The sequence below is a fragment of the Paenirhodobacter ferrireducens genome (genome assembly GCF_004022265.1).
Taxonomy (GTDB): Bacteria; Pseudomonadota; Alphaproteobacteria; order Rhodobacterales; family Rhodobacteraceae; genus Rhodobacter; species Rhodobacter ferrireducens.
Genome location: NZ_SAVB01000003.1, coordinates 24,301 through 39,155 on the forward strand (window position 1 = coordinate 24,301; position 14,855 = coordinate 39,155).

Annotated in this window: 15 protein-coding genes; 11 read left to right on the forward strand and 4 right to left on the reverse strand. The window is 67.3% G+C overall.

What is annotated here, in order from left to right; translation table 11 throughout:
• Positions 1–234 precede the first annotated feature (234 nt).
• Together EOW65_RS19875 and EOW65_RS02830 are read left to right on the forward strand one after the other, a co-directional pair.
• Positions 235–408, forward strand: a complete 174-nt coding sequence (locus tag EOW65_RS19875; RefSeq protein WP_164879968.1) for a hypothetical protein — start codon at positions 235–237, stop codon at positions 406–408.
• 494 nt (positions 409–902) lie between these two features.
• Positions 903–1,169, forward strand: a complete 267-nt coding sequence (locus EOW65_RS02830) for a hypothetical protein (RefSeq protein ID WP_128147499.1) — start codon at positions 903–905, stop codon at positions 1,167–1,169.
• A 3-nt stretch (positions 1,170–1,172) separates the two neighbouring features.
• Here EOW65_RS02830 and EOW65_RS02835 read toward each other — a convergent pair whose 3' ends face one another.
• A complete protein-coding gene (locus EOW65_RS02835; protein WP_128147500.1) occupies positions 1,173–2,342 on the reverse strand; it encodes a dipeptidase in 1,170 nt (389 codons plus the stop codon).
• Between the two features lie 81 nt (positions 2,343–2,423).
• Positions 2,424–4,247 carry a M3 family oligoendopeptidase gene (locus EOW65_RS02840; RefSeq protein WP_128147501.1) on the reverse strand — a complete coding sequence of 608 codons (1,824 nt, stop codon included), beginning with the start codon at positions 4,245–4,247 and terminating at the stop codon, positions 2,424–2,426.
• Between the two features lie 347 nt (positions 4,248–4,594).
• Between EOW65_RS02840 and EOW65_RS02845 the strand changes: the two genes are divergently transcribed.
• Genes EOW65_RS02845 through EOW65_RS02860 form a run of 4 tightly spaced genes read left to right on the forward strand, consistent with a single transcriptional unit; the run spans position 4,595 to position 8,533 of the window.
• Positions 4,595–6,007, forward strand: coding sequence for a circularly permuted type 2 ATP-grasp protein (locus EOW65_RS02845; protein WP_128147502.1), 1,413 nt, complete (start codon positions 4,595–4,597; stop codon positions 6,005–6,007).
• A gap of 7 nt (positions 6,008–6,014) precedes the next feature.
• Positions 6,015–6,968 (forward strand): alpha-E domain-containing protein, encoded by a 954-nt coding sequence (locus tag EOW65_RS02850; RefSeq protein WP_128147503.1) that lies wholly within the window; start codon positions 6,015–6,017, stop codon positions 6,966–6,968.
• Positions 6,965–7,777 (forward strand): transglutaminase family protein, encoded by an 813-nt coding sequence (locus EOW65_RS02855; RefSeq protein ID WP_128147504.1) that lies wholly within the window; start codon positions 6,965–6,967, stop codon positions 7,775–7,777. The genes EOW65_RS02850 and EOW65_RS02855 overlap by 4 nt, the downstream gene beginning before the upstream one ends.
• Before the next feature lie 30 nt (positions 7,778–7,807).
• Entirely contained in the window at positions 7,808–8,533 is a 726-nt protein-coding gene (locus EOW65_RS02860; RefSeq protein WP_128147505.1) for a proteasome-type protease, read from the forward strand.
• 16 nt (positions 8,534–8,549) lie between these two features.
• Here the strand turns inward: EOW65_RS02860 and EOW65_RS02865 are convergent, their stop codons facing one another.
• Positions 8,550–9,485, reverse strand: a complete 936-nt coding sequence (locus EOW65_RS02865) for an alpha/beta hydrolase (RefSeq protein WP_128147506.1) — start codon at positions 9,483–9,485, stop codon at positions 8,550–8,552.
• Positions 9,485–9,772 carry an SCP2 sterol-binding domain-containing protein gene (locus EOW65_RS02870; protein WP_113901790.1) on the reverse strand — a complete coding sequence of 96 codons (288 nt, stop codon included), beginning with the start codon at positions 9,770–9,772 and terminating at the stop codon, positions 9,485–9,487. Before EOW65_RS02870 ends, EOW65_RS02865 begins: the two co-directional genes overlap by 1 nt.
• Before the next feature lie 65 nt (positions 9,773–9,837).
• Here EOW65_RS02870 and EOW65_RS02875 point away from each other — a divergent pair, with 65 nt between their 5' ends.
• The 5 genes from EOW65_RS02875 (at position 9,838) to EOW65_RS02895 (ending at position 14,804) form a co-directional block, all read left to right on the forward strand.
• The gene (locus EOW65_RS02875; RefSeq protein ID WP_128147507.1) at positions 9,838–10,398 is read left to right on the forward strand and encodes a tetratricopeptide repeat protein; all 561 of its coding nucleotides are present in this window, start codon (positions 9,838–9,840) and stop codon (positions 10,396–10,398) included.
• Positions 10,399–10,420: 22 nt separating this feature from the next.
• Positions 10,421–13,207: a helicase-related protein gene (locus tag EOW65_RS02880; RefSeq protein WP_128147508.1), complete on the forward strand. Its 2,787-nt coding sequence runs from the start codon at positions 10,421–10,423 to the stop codon at positions 13,205–13,207.
• A complete protein-coding gene (locus EOW65_RS02885; RefSeq protein WP_128147509.1) occupies positions 13,208–13,522 on the forward strand; it encodes an RNA-binding S4 domain-containing protein in 315 nt (104 codons plus the stop codon). It abuts the gene before it with no gap.
• A gap of 108 nt (positions 13,523–13,630) precedes the next feature.
• Positions 13,631–13,969, forward strand: a complete 339-nt coding sequence (fdxA, locus tag EOW65_RS02890; protein ID WP_113901794.1) for a ferredoxin FdxA — start codon at positions 13,631–13,633, stop codon at positions 13,967–13,969.
• A 325-nt stretch (positions 13,970–14,294) separates the two neighbouring features.
• Positions 14,295–14,804, forward strand: a complete 510-nt coding sequence (locus tag EOW65_RS02895) for a CarD family transcriptional regulator (protein ID WP_113901795.1) — start codon at positions 14,295–14,297, stop codon at positions 14,802–14,804.
• Positions 14,805–14,855 lie beyond the last annotated feature (51 nt).

Genomic DNA, 14,855 nt, shown 5'->3' on the forward strand with positions numbered 1-14,855 from the left:
GCGCGATTGCGCCGCCCCACGCCACGCTCTTGCCGCAATTGTGGCGCCCTGCGGCCGGTTCCCGCGGAAATGCGTTGATTTGTTCGTGTTGCGCAACAATCCGCGGGCCATATTTCCGGCATCTGGGGCGGTGACGGATTGGTTCCAAAGCCTTAACAGTGCCGCAATGGGCCGCGATACAGGATGCATCCGGGAAGCCCCCGCAGCGACACGCCCCAAGGCAGGAGAGCACAGATGAGCAAGACCAAGACCCCCCGCTGGATGAAGTCGATCCTCGCCGAGGCGGCGCAGTCCGAAGCGCAGATGCCCTGGGCCCGGGGCGCGTGCCGCGCGGCGATGATTGCGCGCCGTGCCGCTGCCGAAGCCGCCTCGCGCGCGCCGCAGTGTCCGGTGCTGGCCGCCCGCTGAGCGGGCTGGCCCCGGGCCGGGGGCTGCCACTCCCGGCCCGCCGAGATCCACCATCCTGCCGGCCATCTTGCCCGTCGGGTCGTCACAGTTCATGGCGCGATCCGGGCGGGGCAGAGGCTCCGAAACAATTCATCCCGCGCCGCGTCGATTGATCCGGCAGGACGCGGCAGTTTTCAGGAAGATCTGACCGTTCGGCGGCGCGTGCGCATCCTTTCGGGGTCTTTTTTCGAAAGGGTGGGCGTCCAGCAGATCTGGCGCATAGCAAGAGCGTTTCCATGCCCCAGATCCGCTACCGGGCCGTTCAAACCCGCGCCTCCCGCCCAGATGTCTGCGTGCCCGGTGCCGTTGCCCCGCCGGTATGACACCGGTTGGCTGACGGCCGATGGCCGTGTCGGACGCTCGACCCGGCTTGCCCCGGCGATCCTGTTCTTCGAGGAGGCCTTCTCGGCGCTCGCGCGTGGTGCGGTGATTGCGACAGATGCCCGACGTGGTGCTTGGGGCCCGCGGCCCGGCTGCGCCTGTGCGACGCGCGGCCGCCGCGGGCGACGCCGGTCAGCGTGCATCACCTCGTGCTCGAGCGGCAGGGCAGCCTGCGCGTCGCCGGCATCGAGGTCGAAAGCTGCTTCCCCGGCGAAGGGCTCGGGGCGCGGGTCGAGCCGCGGATGCTGTCGCTGTTCCTGCAGCTCGCGGGCCCGGCCGGTTTCGGCCGGCCCGCAGTGCCGCGCCTGACCCGATTCGAGGCAGCGGCGCTGTGGGGCTGAGGCTCAGCCGGGCAGGGTCTCGCGCAGATAGCGCAGCATGTTGCCGCCCATCACCTTGGCAATCACCGTCTCGCTCATCCCGGTGTCGAGCAGCGCCTGCGTGATCGCGGCAAGTTCCGAGCTGTCGAGATCGGTGGTCACTGCGCCGTCGAAATCGGAGCCGAGCGAGACGTGATCCTCGCCCAGAAGCGCCACCGCGGCCGTGATGCTCTTCGCGATGCCCGCGGGCGTCGGGTCGCAGACCGCCTCGTCCCAGAAACCGATGCCGATCACGCCGCCCTTCGCCACGATCGCCTGCATCAGCTCGTCGGGGAAGTTGCGCTTCGTCGGGCAGACACCGTGGATGCCGGTGTGGCTGACGATCGGCCGGGTGCCGGGCATCGCCAGTACGTCGCGCGCCATCTGCGGTGAGGCATGGGCGAGGTCGATCACCATGTGGCGCGCGACCATTTCGGCCACCACCTCGCGGCCGAAGGGGGTAAGGCCGGCGTTGCCCTCGCCATGCAGGCTGCCGCCAAGTTCGTTGTCGAAGAAATGGGTGAGCCCCATCAGCCGGAACCCCGCGTCGTAAAGCCGGCCGAGGTTCTCGATCTGGCCTTCCAGCACATGCCCGCCCTCGGCGCCGAGGATCCCGCCCACGGTCTCGGCGCCGGCCTCGCGCGCGGCAACGAGCGCGTCGAGATCGGCGCGGGTGCGGATCAGCTGCAGCTGGTCGGGGGCCTTTGCCGCCATCGCATTCAGCCGCGCCGCCTGATCGAGGCCGCGGTTCATCAGGCTGAACCAGGTGCGCGGCGGGCGCGCCTCGGCGATCACCAGCGCGGTGATATTGTCGCGTGTGCTGGCCGAGTTCTGGTCGTAATTCTGCCCCGCGGGGCTTTTCGTCACCGTGGTGAAGACCTGCAGCGCGACATGGCCCGCACGCAGCCGCGGCAGGTCGACATGGCCGCGGGACGAGCGGGTCAGCAGGTCGCGGTCCCACAACAGCGCATCCGAATGCCAGTCGCCGATGAACAGCCGGTCATGCAGCGCCGCGGCCTCGGGCGAGACCGGCCAGGGCGCATGCGGGGTGACGGCGTTCTGCCCGTTCTCGGCAATGCCGGGGGCGAGTGTGAAGAAGCCGCCGGCAGCCAGTGCCAGCCCCCCCGCAAGACCCCAAATCCATTTGTGTGCCATTGGAAATTCCTCCCTGAAATCCTCCGGCACAGAGGCTAGCAGGGCAGGGCAAGGGCGCCCAGAGGCACCCTTGCGTCAGGCTCAGGCCTCCATCGCCTCGAGCTCGTCGATGAAGCCTGCGATCATGTTCAGCCCCTTGTCCCAGAAGGCGGGGTCCGAAGCATCGAGACCGAAGGGGGCGAGCAGCTCCTTGTGATGCTTCGAGCCGCCGGCCTTCAGCATCTCGAAATACTTCTCCTGGAAGTCGGGCAGCCCGTCGGCATAGGCAGCGTAGAGCGCGTTCACCAGCCCGTCGCCGAAGGCATAGGCATAGACGTAGAAGGGCGAGTGCACGAAATGCGGGATATAGGACCAGAAGGTCTCGTAGCCCGGCATGAAGGTGAACGCCGGCCCGAGGCTCTCGGCCTGCACCGACATCCACAGCGCGTTGATGTCCTCGGGCGTCAGCTCGCCCTGGGCGCGGGCGGCGTGCAGCTTGCATTCGAAGTCATAGAACGCGATCTGCCGCACCACGGTGTTGATCATGTCCTCGACCTTGCCGGCGAGCAGCGTCTTGCGCTCGGCCTGGGTCTTGGCGCCATCGAGCAGCTTGCGGAAGGTCAGCATCTCGCCGAAGACCGAGGCGGTCTCGGCCAGCGTCAGCGGCGTGTCGGCCAGCATCTCGCCCTGACCCGCGGCCAGCACCTGATGCACGCCATGGCCCAGCTCATGCGCCAGCGTCATCACGTCGCGCGGCTTGCCGAGATAGTTCAGCATCACATAGGGGTGGACGGTGGTCACGGTCGGATGGGCGAAGGCGCCGGGCGCCTTGCCGGGCTTGACGCCCGCGTCGATCCAGCCCTTCTCGAAGAAGGGTTGCGCGATCTCGGCCATCTTCGGCGAGAAGCTGGCATAGGCGCTCAGCACCGTGTCCTTCGCCTCGTCCCACAGGATCTTGCGCGGCGCCTCGGTCGGCAGCGGCGCATTGCGGTCCCAGATTTCCAGCGTCTCGAGGCCCAGCCATTTCGCCTTCAGCGCGTAATAGCGGTGGCTGAGCCGCGGATAGGCGGCGACCACGGCGTTGCGCAGCGCCTCGACCACCTCGGGCTCGACGTCGTTCGACAGGTGCCGGCCGGTCTGCGGCGTCGGCATCTTGCGCCAGCGGTCCTCGATCTCCTTCTCCTTGGCGAGCGTGTTGTGCACGCGCGAGAAGATCTTGATGTTGTCGGTGAAGACCTTGGCCAGCGCATGCGCCGCCGCCTCGCGCTTCGGCCGGTCGTGGTCGGTCATCAGCGTCGTCGTCGCCTCGAGGTTGAGCGTCTCGCCCTCGACCTCGAAGGTCAGCGCGGCGGTGGTCTCGTCGAAGAGCCGGTTCCAGGCGGCAGCCCCGACGACCGACTGGTCGTGCAGGAATTTTTCCAGCTCGTCCGACAGCTGATAGGGCTTCATCGCCCGCATCCGGTCGAAGACGGGCTTGTAGCGGGCCACCGCCGCATCGGCGAAGACCGCCTCATAGGTCGCATCGTCGATCCGGTTGAACTCGAGCGAGAAGAAGACGAGCGGCGTGGTGTAGCCGGTGATCCGGTCCTGCGCGTCCGACAGGAACTTCGCGCGCGCGCCGTCGACGGTGTTCTGATAGTAGCGCAGCCCGGCATAGGACATGATCCGGCCCGCCGTGGTCTCGATCGCCTCGTAGCGGCGGATGCACTCGGCCATCGCGGCGGCGTCGAGCGTGGCGAGCTTGCCTTCGTAATCGGTGGCGAAGCTCGCGCACATGGTTTCGAGCGATGCCATGTCACGGGCAAGTTCCGGCGCGTCGGGGGCGGTGTAGAGATCGCTCAGGTCCCAGTCCGGCAGGTCACCGAAGCCGCCCGAAGCGCCCCCGGCACTGGCGTTGGCATCGAGAAGCGGCAGGTTCTTTTTCATGGCACCCTCATCTGTGGTTGTCCCAGAGATAGGCGCAGGCAGGGGGCAGGTTCAAGCCGCGGTGCGGACCGGACGGCGGCGGGGCGCCGGTGCCGGTGCGCCGCCGTGGTCGATCCCGGCGGCCCGGCCTGTCGCCGCGCTGCCGAAAAATCGCGATGAATTGCCCGATTTGGCGGCTAAAGTTATCATTTCGCCCTAAAAGAAAGCTGAATGCTGTATAAATTTTAGGCAAATGCCCCGTGTTCGCGCTTAATTCCGGGGTGCGGGCGCTTTGACACCGGGGCGCCGCTTCCGCTCGCCGAAACCGCTCCTTAAGGTTTGAGCAAGGCCGGAGGAATCAACGCGCCATGACTGACTTCTTCAACGAAATGTATGACGCCGGAAAAGTCCGCGAGCCCTATGCACGGCTCGAGGACTGGACCAAGGCGATGCCCGCCGAATTGCGGCACCTGAAACAGGCCGAGGCGGAGGCACTCTTCCGCCGCATCGGCATCACCTTCGCGGTCTATGGCGAAGGCGGAGACCCGGATCGGCTGATCCCCTTCGACATGTTCCCGCGCGTCTTCACCCAGTTCGAATGGCGCCGGCTCGAGAAGGGCATCAAGCAGCGCGCCCGCGCGCTCAACGCCTTCCTGCTCGACGTCTACGGGCGCGGCGAAATCGTCAAGGCGGGCAAGATCCCGGCGCGGCTGGTCTATCAGAACGAGGCCTACGAGCGTGCCGTCGCGGGCTTCACCCCGCCGCGCGGCATCTACAGCCATATCGTCGGCATCGACATCGTGCGCACCGGGGCGGACGAGTTCTTCGTGCTGGAAGACAATTGCCGCACCCCCTCGGGCGTCAGCTACATGCTGGAAAACCGCGAGATCATGATGCGGATGTTCCCGAACATCTTCCGCGAGAACCGGATCGAGCCGGTCGATGGCTATGCCGATGCGCTGCGCCGGACGCTGGCTTCGGTCGCGCCGGCGAAATGCGACCGCGAGCCGACGCTCGCGATCCTGACGCCCGGGCATTTCAACTCGGCCTATTACGAGCACAGCTTCCTGGCCGACCTGATGGGGGTGGAACTCGTCGAGGGCGCCGATCTCTTCGTCGAAGGCGGCTTTTGCTGGATGCGCACGACCGAGGGGCCGAAGAAGCTCGACGTGATCTATCGCCGGATCGACGATGCCTTCCTCGATCCGCTGTGCTTCCGCCCGGACAGCATGCTGGGCGTGCCTGGGTTGATGGATGTCTACCGCTCGGGCGGGGTGACGATCTGTTCGGCGCCGGGGGCCGGGGTGGCCGACGACAAGGCGATCTATACCTATGTGCCGGACATGGTGCGCTTCTACCTCGGCGAGGAGCCGCTCTTGAACAACGTGCCGACCTGGAAATGCGCGCGCGAGGACGATTGCAAATATGTCCTCGAGAACCTTGGCGATCTGGTGGTGAAGGAAGTGCATGGCTCGGGCGGCTACGGCATGCTCGTCGGGCCGAAGTCGACGAAGGACCAGATCGAGACCTTCCGCGTCAAGATCACGGAAAATCCGGACAATTACATCGCGCAACCGACGCTGGCGCTGTCGACGACGCCGACCTTCGTCGAGGAGGGGATCGCGCCGCGTCACGTCGATCTGCGGCCCTATTGCCTCGTCGGCGAGAAGATCGAACTGGTGCCGGGCGGGCTGACCCGCGTGGCGCTGAAGGAGGGCTCGCTGGTCGTCAACTCGTCGCAGGGCGGCGGGGTCAAGGACACCTGGGTGCTGGCGGAGTGACGACAAGATGCTGAGCCGGACTGCGGAAAACCTGTTCTGGATCGCGCGCTACATCGAGCGGGCGGAAACCATGGCGCGCCTGCTCGAGGTGGGCGCAAGGATCGCGCTGATGCCCTCGGCGGGGCATGGCTATCGAAGCGAGTGGGAAAGCCTCTTGCAGGCCTCGGGCACGGCCGAGGGCTTTGCCGAGAAATACGGCGACCCGGTGCAGCGCAACATCGAGAGCTATCTGTTCTTCGACCGCGACAACCCGTCCTCGGTGATCTCCTGCATCGAACGGGCGCGGGAAAACGCCCGCATCGTGCGCACCGCGCTGACCGCGCAGGTCTGGGACGCGCTCAACATGGCGTTCCAGGAGATGCGCCAGCTCGAACGCAAGCCGCGCTCCGAGCTCGAGCTGACCGAACTCACCGAATGGGTGATGCGGCAGGCGGCGATGATCCGCGGCGCGATCGAGGCGACGCTGCTGCGCAACGACGGCTACAACTTCCTGAACCTCGGCTTCGCGCTCGAGCGCGCCGACAACACCGCGCGGCTGATCGACGTGAAATATTACGTCCTGCTGCCGAGCGTGGATTTCGTCGGCTCCGGGCTCGACAACTATCAGTGGCAGACGCTGCTGCGCGCGATGTCGGCACAGCGCGCCTTCCACTGGGCCTATGGCGGCGACATCACGGCGAAGAAGATCGCGCATTTCCTGATCCTGAACCGGCAGACGCCGCGCTCGCTGATCACCGCGACGACCTCGGCGATGGAGCATCTCGACGATCTGGCCCATGCCTATCACAAGTCCGGCCCGGCGCAGATGCGCGCCCGCGCGCTGGTGGGCGAACTGGCCGAGACCACCGTCGAGGAGATCTTCGAGGAAGGTCTGCACGAATTCCTGACCCGCTTCATCCGCGACATCGGCGAGCTGACGAACATGGTCTTCAATGCGTATCTGAGCGGAGAGGCGAGATGATCCTGACGATCAATCATGTGACCACCTACCGCTATGATGCGCCGATGCGCGCGGCGGTGCAGTCGCTGCGGCTGTTCCCCTCGCGCTTCGACGGGCAGCGCTCGATCCGCTGGGACGTGACGGTCGAGGGCGGCACCCGCGGCGGCTCGTTCCGCGACGGGGCGGGCGACAAGGTCGAGGGCTGGTCGATGCGCGGCCCGGTGGCCGAGGTGTCGATCGCCGTCGCGGGGCAGGTCGAGACCATCGACATGGCGGGTGTGCTGCGCGGCCACCGCGAGATCGTGCCCCCCTTCGCCTATCTGCGCGAGACGGTGGCGACCTGGATCGACGACGCGATCGAGACGCTGGCGCAGGAGGCCGCGGCCGGCGCCGATGATGCGCTCGACCGGGCGCACCGGCTGAGTGCGGCGGTGGCCGGCGCGATCGCCTATGCGCCGGGGGTGACCCATGCGCATACCACCGCGGCCGAGGCGCTGGAGCTGGGCGAGGGGGTCTGCCAGGATCATGCCCATGCGCTGATCGCCTGCGCGCGTGCGCTCGACCTGCCGGCGCGCTATGTCTCGGGCTATCTCTACGCCCGCGACGACGGCGAACCGCATGAGGCGAGCCATGCCTGGGCCGAGATCTGGGTCGACGGTATCGGCTGGATCGGCTTCGACGCGGCGAACGGCTGCTGCCCGGACGAGCGCTACATCCGGCTTGGCTCGGGGCTCGACGCGCGCGAGGCGGCGCCGATCAAGGGCATTGCGATGGGCGCGGGCGAGGAGAAGCTCGATGTGACCGTTGCTCTCGACGCGATCCAGCAATAGAAGGGGCCCCGGGCTTTTCCGGGGAAGAACATGACCTATTGCGTTGGCCTTCTGCTCAACGAGGGGATGGTGCTGCTGTCCGACACCCGCACCAACGCGGGGCTCGACAACATCGCCACCTATCGCAAGATGTTCGTCTTCGAGGAGCCGGGCGAGCGGGTGATCGGCATTCTCACCGCGGGTTCGCTGTCGGTGACACAGACGACGATGGCGCGCCTGCATGAGGCGATCGACGACCACGAGGCGACCTCGGAAAGCTCGATCATGCTGGCGCCGACGATGCTGAAGGTGGCCGAGATCGTCGGCAACACGCTGTCGTCCGTGCGTCAGGACATCGACTCCAAGATGGAGGCATCGAAGGTCTCGACCGCGGCTTCGATGATCGTCGCGGGCCAGCGCAAGGGCGGCGCGATGCGGATGTTCCTGATCTATCCGGAAGGGAACTTCATCGAGGCGACCGAGGACACGCCCTATCTGCAGATCGGCGAGCACAAATATGGCAAGCCGATCCTCGACCGGGTGGTGACGCCCGCGACCTCGCTTGACGATGCGCGCAAGGCGGTGCTGCTGTCGATGGACTCGACGTTACGCTCGAACCTGTCGGTGGGCATGCCGCTCGATTTCGCGGTGATCGCGAAGGATGCCTGCCGCGTCACCACGCGCCGCCGGATCGAGAAGAAGGACCCGGATTTCGCCCGCATGTCCGAGGCCTGGTCCGAGGCGCTGCGCGAGGGCTTCACCCGCATCGAGATCTGAGCTCCGGGGCCGGGGCTCAGGCGCGCGCGAAGGTCTCGGCCACCGCGTCGAAGAAACGCGCGCGGGTGGTGGCGCCCTCCATCATCAGCTCGTGCTGGGCGCCCTCGAAGACCTCGAGCCGCCCCTTCGGCCAGCGCGCCATCCGGGCCTTTGCGGCCGGGATGTCGATGATCCGCTCGGCGCCGCCGATCGCGGTCAGGCAGGGCAGGTCGGGCGAGGCGAGCGCGGCAAGCGCCTCGCATTCGAGGATCCCCTGCGTCACCCAGTGCAGCGTCGGCCCGCCAAGGGCGAGCTCGGGCGCCTCGCCGAGATGGCCGACCATGAAGGCCCACATGCCGGGATCGGTGGTCAGCTTGTTGTCGAGGAAGGGCGCGCTCAGCACATAGGTGCCGGGGCCGGTGCCCGGGGCATAGCGTTCGGCAAGGGCGCTCGCGTCGAAGAGCCGCGAGATCTGCGGTCCGAAGGGATGAATGAGCGGCGGCAGGCCGATGCCCCACATCGGCGCCGAGAAGGCCGCGGCGGCGAAGGGATGCACCCCCATCAGCGCCCGCAACCCGATCGCGCCGCCCATCGAATGGCCGAGGACGAACCAGGGGCGGGGCAGGTCAATCTCGGTTGCGGTGGCGATGACGGCGGCCAGATCGCGCTGAAAATCGGGGAAATGCGCGACATGCCCCTTCAGCGGGTCGTCGAGCGGCCGGTCGGCGAGCCCCTGGCCGCGCCAGTCGACGGCGAGCATCGCATAGCCGCGCGCGGCAAGATCGGCAGCCGCGGGGCCGTATTTCTCGACATATTCGGTGCGGCCGGGCAGCAGGAACACCGTGCCCTGCGCCGCCGCCGGCCCCGGCCACAGGCCGAGGCGGATGCGCACCCCGTCCTCTGTGCGCAGCCAGACCGCGCGGCCGCCCTCGGGGCCGCGCGCCATCGCCGCGTGGAACGGGGCCGCCTGCATCAGCTGAGTGCCGCGCCGAGCTGCATCGCGAGGCCCATCGAACCGTCGATCTTCAGCTTGCCGGTCATGAAGGCCATCGTCGGGTTCACGTCGCCCTCGAGGATGCCGCGGAAGGTGGTGGCATCGGCGATCAGCGTCACATCGGCCTCGTCATCGCCCGCGCGCACGCCGTCGGCGTCGATGATGATGCTGCCCTCGTCCTTGATGACGAATTTCGCCGTCGACGAGAAGCCATTCGGCAGTTTCTCGGCCAGCGCCGAGACCGCCTTGTCGATGATGTCGCTCATTGAGTTCCTCCGAAAGTGAACGCCGGGCTCTCGCTTTCTCCGGCGCTTGGGTTACAGTTTGGTATATGCGCGCGCTCCGGGCCACAAACAAATGTATCGTTGCGGCAGTTGCCGTAATCGTCAACCTCGCGGTTCCGGCCCATGCCGAGACGGCGGGGCTCGACCGGTCTTTCGCCGAACTGGCCGATCCGGGCTATGCCGGCTGGAGCCGCGCCGAGTCGGATATTCGGCGCGCCTGGTCGCGCTCTGGCTCGGCGTCGATGGATCTGCTTCTGAAACGCGGCGAGGAGGCGCTTGATTCGGGCGACACCACCGCGGCGATCGAGCACCTGACCGCGCTGACCGATCACGCCCCCGATTTCGCCGAGGGCTGGAATGCGCGGGCCACCGCCTATGCCGGGGCAGGGCTCTTCGGCCCGGCAGTCGAGGATATCGCCCGCACGCTCACCCTCGAGCCGCGGCACTGGGAGGCGCTGGCCGGGCTGGGCGCGATTCTCGACGAGATCGGCGACCAGCCCCGGGCGCTTGCCGCCTATCGCGCCTCTTTCGCCTTGAACCCGCACCAGCAGGATGTGAAAGACGCTATCGCAAGGCTGGAAAAGGAGCTTGCGGGCGTCGCCCTGTGACGGCCGCGAGGGGGCAGGGGAAATGTCTGGGCGGATCACCGCGGTCCTCGGGCCGACCAACACCGGCAAGACGCATTACGCGATCGAGCGGATGCTGGCGCATCGCACCGGCGTCATCGGGCTGCCGCTGCGGCTTCTGGCGCGCGAGGTCTATGACCGGATCGTGAGCGCGCGCGGCCCCTCGGTCGTGGCGCTGGTCACCGGCGAGGAGCGCATCGTGCCCGAGCGCGCGGCCTATTGGGTCGCGACCACCGAGGCGATGCCCGAGGTCGGCGCCGATTTCGTCGCCATCGACGAGATCCAGCTCTGTGCCGATCCCGAGCGCGGCCATGTCTTCACCGACCGGCTGTTGCACATGCGCGGGCTGCACGAGACGCTGTTCCTGGGCTCGGAAACGATGAAGGGCGCGATTGCGGCGCTGGTGCCGGGGGTGCAGTTCACCCGCCGCGAGCGGTTCTCGAAACTCAGCTGGGCAGGTTCGAAAAAGACAAGCCGGATGAAGCCGCGCAGCGCGATCGTCGGGTTTTCGGTTGAAAATGTCTATGCCATCGCGGAACTGCTGCGCCGCCAGAAGGGCGGGGCGGCGGTGGTGATGGGGGCGCTTTCGCCCCGCACGCGCAACGCGCAGGTGGCGCTCTATCAGTCGGGCGACGTCGATTACCTCGTTGCCACCGACGCCATCGGCATGGGGCTGAACCTCGACATCGAGCATGTCGCCTTCTCCTCGATGGCGAAATTCGACGGCCGCCGGATGCGCGCCCTGTTCCCGCACGAGATCGGCCAGATCGCCGGCCGCGCCGGGCGGCACACGATGGACGGCACCTTCGGCGTGACCGGCGAGGCGAGCCCGCCGCCGCCCGAGGTGATCGCTGCCGTCGAGGAGCACCGCTTCGCCCCGATCCAGCGGTTGCAATGGCGCAACCCGCGGCTTGAATTCGGCACGCCCGAGCGGCTGATCCGCTCGCTCGAGGAAAGCCCGCAGAACCAGTGGCTGACCCGCGGCCGCGAGGCGGACGACCTGCGCGCGCTGAAGGCGCTGGTCGAGATCCCCGAGATTGCCGGCCGGATCGGCCATCCGCATGATGTGCGCCTGCTGTGGGACGTTTGCCGCATTCCCGATTTCCGCTCGATTTCCGAGGCCGAACATGCCACGCTTCTGGCACGCATTTTCGGCTTCCTGCGCGAGGGCAAGGGTGTGCCCTCGGACTGGCTTGCGGGCCAGATCTCGCGCATCGACAAGGTGCAGGGCGACATCGACACGCTGTCGAAACGGCTCGCCTTCATCCGCACCTGGACCTACGTGGCGCAACGCAAGGGGTGGGTCGATGACGAAACCCATTGGCGCGAGGAAACGCGCGCGGTAGAAGACCGCCTGTCGGATGCGCTGCACGGTGCGCTGACCCAACGATTTGTGGACCGGCGCACCTCTGTGCTGCTGCGCCGGCTCAAGCAGAAGGAGACCCTCGTGGCCGAGGTGAACGACAAGGGCGAAGTGACGGTCGAGGGCGAATTCGCCGGCCGTCTGGAAGGCTTCCGCTTCCGGCAGGATGCGACCACGTCGCCTGACGAGGCGAAGATGCTGGCGCGCGCCGCCTACGAGGCGCTGAAGCCCGAGTTCAGCCTGCGGGCGGACCGCTTCTACAACGCGCCCGACACCGAGATGGACTTCACCGAGCAGGGTGGCCTGATGTGGGGCGAGCTCGCGGTGGGCAAGCTGGTGAAGGGCTCCGACCCGATGAAGCCCTCGGTCGAGGCCTTCGTCGACGAGGAAGCGGGCGCCGACGTGGCCGAGAAGGTCAAGCGCCGCCTGCAGCATTTCATCGACCGCAAGGTCGCCGCGCTGTTCGAGCCGCTTCTGGCGATGAGCCGCGACGAGGCGCTGACGGGGCTTGCCCGCGGCTTCGCCTTCCGGCTGGTCGAGCACATGGGCATCCTGCCGCGCGAGGGCGTGGCCAACGAGGTCAAGGAGCTTGACCAGGACGCCCGCGGCCTGCTGCGCAAGCATGGCGTGCGCTTCGGCCAGTACACGATCTTCCAGCAGGCGCTCTTGAAGCCCGCGCCGACGCGGCTGCGCCTCGTGCTCGCCTCGCTGTGGGACGGGCTGCAGGAATTCCCCGAAAGCCCGCCTCCGGGCCTCGTGACGATCCCGCATATCGCCGAAGTGCCGGCCTCGGCCTACACGCTGTCGGGCTATCGCCCGGCGGGTAGCCGCGCGATCCGCATCGACATGCTCGAACGTCTCGCCGACCTGCTGCGCACGCAAGACACCCGCGGTGGCTTCGAGGCGACGCCCGACATGCTGTCGATCACCGGCATGACGCTTGAGCAGTTCGCCGACCTGATGCAGGGGCTGGGCTATCGCGCCGAGAAGGGCGAGCGGGCGAAGACCCGCCCGGTGGCCGAGCCGAAGCCGCCGGTCGAGGGCGCCGAGAACCCGATCCCGGAAGAGACCTCGCCGATTGCCGAGACCGAGGCCGAAGCCGAGGCCGCCGCGGCCGAACCCGAGACCGAGGTGTTTTACACCTTCGCCTGGGCCCCGCGTCCGCGCCCGCAGCGCCCCGAGCGCGCCCCGCGTCGCGAGGGCGAGGGCGGTGGCAAGCCGCGCCGCGAGGGGGGCAAGCCCGAGTTCCGTGGCGACCGCGACGGCGCCAAGGGCGGCAAGCCGAAGGGCAAGGGCAAGCCGCATGGCAAGCCGCGCGACGAGGACAAGAGCCGCGCCTACGAGGCCCGTCCGCCGAAGAAGGACAAGCCGATCGACCCGGACAACCCCTTCGCCGCCGCGCTGATGGGCTTCAAGAGCAAGCCCTGAGTGGAGGAGAGCCCGGAGCGCATCCGCATCGACAAGTGGCTGTGGCACGCGCGCGTGGTGAAGACCCGCGCGCTGGCCGCCGACTTGGTGTCGAAGGGGCGGGTCCGGGTGAACGGCACCCGCACCGACAAGCCGGGCCGCGCCGTCGGCCCGGACGACGTTCTGACCATTGCGGTCGCCGGGCGGGTGCGGGTTCTGCGCGTCCTTGGTTGCGGCCTGCGCCGCGGCCCCGCGACCGAGGCGGCCGAGCTGTTCCTCGAACTCGGCGAGGCCGGTGTTTCCCCGGGCGTCGAAACCGCGGAACGCCCGTCCTGAGCCCGCGGCAAGAATGCCGCGGCCGGTCTTTCCGGCCGCCGCGCTCTTGATTGATCCGCACGGCAGGGCTAGGAAGCGGAAAAAGCGCAAACGATCCGGGGGTTCTCCATGACCTATGTCGTCACCGACAATTGCATCGCCTGCAAGTACACCGACTGTGTCGAGGTCTGCCCGGTGGACTGCTTCTACGAGGGTGAGAACACGCTGGTGATCCACCCCGACGAATGCATCGACTGCGGTGTGTGCGAGCCCGAATGCCCCGCCGATGCGATCCGTCCGGACACCGAGCCGGGGATGGAGAGCTGGGTCGAGCTGAACCGCAAATACGCCGAGATCTGGCCGGTCATCACCCAGAAGAAAGAGCCGCTTCCGGATCATGAGAAGCACGACGGCGAGACCGGCAAGCTCGAGAAATACTTCTCGCCGAATCCCGGCACCGGCGACTGATCGACCGGGCCCCGCTGCCGGCGGTCCTTTCCCCTGATTCGGCTGCGTCAGGGCTGCTTCCCCAAGGGAAAGAAACGGAATTTTCGCAGCCAAGGCCTTGAAACTGCGGCATTACGTTGTCGTGTCGTGCTGCAGTGCTTTGAAATGGCCTTATTTTGTGCTACATTCATGTAACAAGGATGTTCGACCCCCAAGCCCCGGCGGCTCTGCTCGCCTTTCCGGGGCGTTTCCGGTGACAGAGAATGACATCGCGGAGCTTCGGCGCCGGGGATGTTTTCTGCGCTGAAAACGGTGGGCGAAGGACCGGCTGCGAGGAAGCGACTGAATGACCAAGACCAAGAAGACCGAGTTTCGTCCGGACGATTTCGTTGTGTACCCTGCCCACGGCGTCGGCAAGATCATCTCGATCGAGGAGCAGGAGATTGCCGGTCTCCGGCTCGAGCTGTTCGTCATCTCCTTCGAGAAGGACAAGATGACGCTGCGCGTTCCGACCTACAAGGCGCTCGACATCGGCATGCGCGGCCTGTCGACCCCGGATGTGGTGTCGAAGGCGCTGGAAACCCTGAAGGGCAAGGCCAAGGTCAAGCGCGCGATGTGGTCGCGCCGGGCGCAGGAATATGAACAGAAGATCAACTCGGGCGACCTGCTGTCGATTGCCGAGGTGGTGCGCGACCTGCACCGCGCCGATGACCAGCGTGAGCAGTCCTATTCCGAGCGTCAGCTCTACGAGGCGGCGCTCGAGCGGCTGACCCGCGAGGTTGCGGCGGTCTCGGGCACCGACGAAGCCGGTGCGGCGAAGAAGGTCGACGACGTTCTGGTCGGCCGCGCCGCCTGAGCACTGGCTACCGCGCGTTTATCACGGGCCCCTTGCGGGGCCCGTTCGCAT

What these genes read in the sequence shown, in the direction of transcription:
- EOW65_RS02845 (WP_128147502.1), top strand. Translation starts at nt 4,595, where the DNA reads ATGACTGACTTCTTCAACGAAATGTATGACGCCGGAAAAGTCCGCGAG.
- EOW65_RS02835 (WP_128147500.1), bottom strand. Translation starts at nt 2,342, where the DNA reads ATGGCACACAAATGGATTTGGGGTCTTGCGGGGGGGCTGGCACTGGCT.
- EOW65_RS02865 (WP_128147506.1), bottom strand. Translation starts at nt 9,485, where the DNA reads ATGCAGGCGGCCCCGTTCCACGCGGCGATGGCGCGCGGCCCCGAGGGC.
- EOW65_RS02875 (WP_128147507.1), top strand. Translation starts at nt 9,838, where the DNA reads ATGCGCGCGCTCCGGGCCACAAACAAATGTATCGTTGCGGCAGTTGCC.
- EOW65_RS02895 (WP_113901795.1), top strand. Translation starts at nt 14,295, where the DNA reads ATGACCAAGACCAAGAAGACCGAGTTTCGTCCGGACGATTTCGTTGTG.
- EOW65_RS02860 (WP_128147505.1), top strand. Translation starts at nt 7,808, where the DNA reads ATGACCTATTGCGTTGGCCTTCTGCTCAACGAGGGGATGGTGCTGCTG.
- EOW65_RS02840 (WP_128147501.1), bottom strand. Translation starts at nt 4,247, where the DNA reads ATGAAAAAGAACCTGCCGCTTCTCGATGCCAACGCCAGTGCCGGGGGC.
- EOW65_RS02880 (WP_128147508.1), top strand. Translation starts at nt 10,421, where the DNA reads ATGTCTGGGCGGATCACCGCGGTCCTCGGGCCGACCAACACCGGCAAG.
- EOW65_RS02855 (WP_128147504.1), top strand. Translation starts at nt 6,965, where the DNA reads ATGATCCTGACGATCAATCATGTGACCACCTACCGCTATGATGCGCCG.
- fdxA (WP_113901794.1), top strand. Translation starts at nt 13,631, where the DNA reads ATGACCTATGTCGTCACCGACAATTGCATCGCCTGCAAGTACACCGAC.
- EOW65_RS02870 (WP_113901790.1), bottom strand. Translation starts at nt 9,772, where the DNA reads ATGAGCGACATCATCGACAAGGCGGTCTCGGCGCTGGCCGAGAAACTG.
- EOW65_RS02850 (WP_128147503.1), top strand. Translation starts at nt 6,015, where the DNA reads ATGCTGAGCCGGACTGCGGAAAACCTGTTCTGGATCGCGCGCTACATC.
- EOW65_RS19875 (WP_164879968.1), top strand. Translation starts at nt 235, where the DNA reads ATGAGCAAGACCAAGACCCCCCGCTGGATGAAGTCGATCCTCGCCGAG.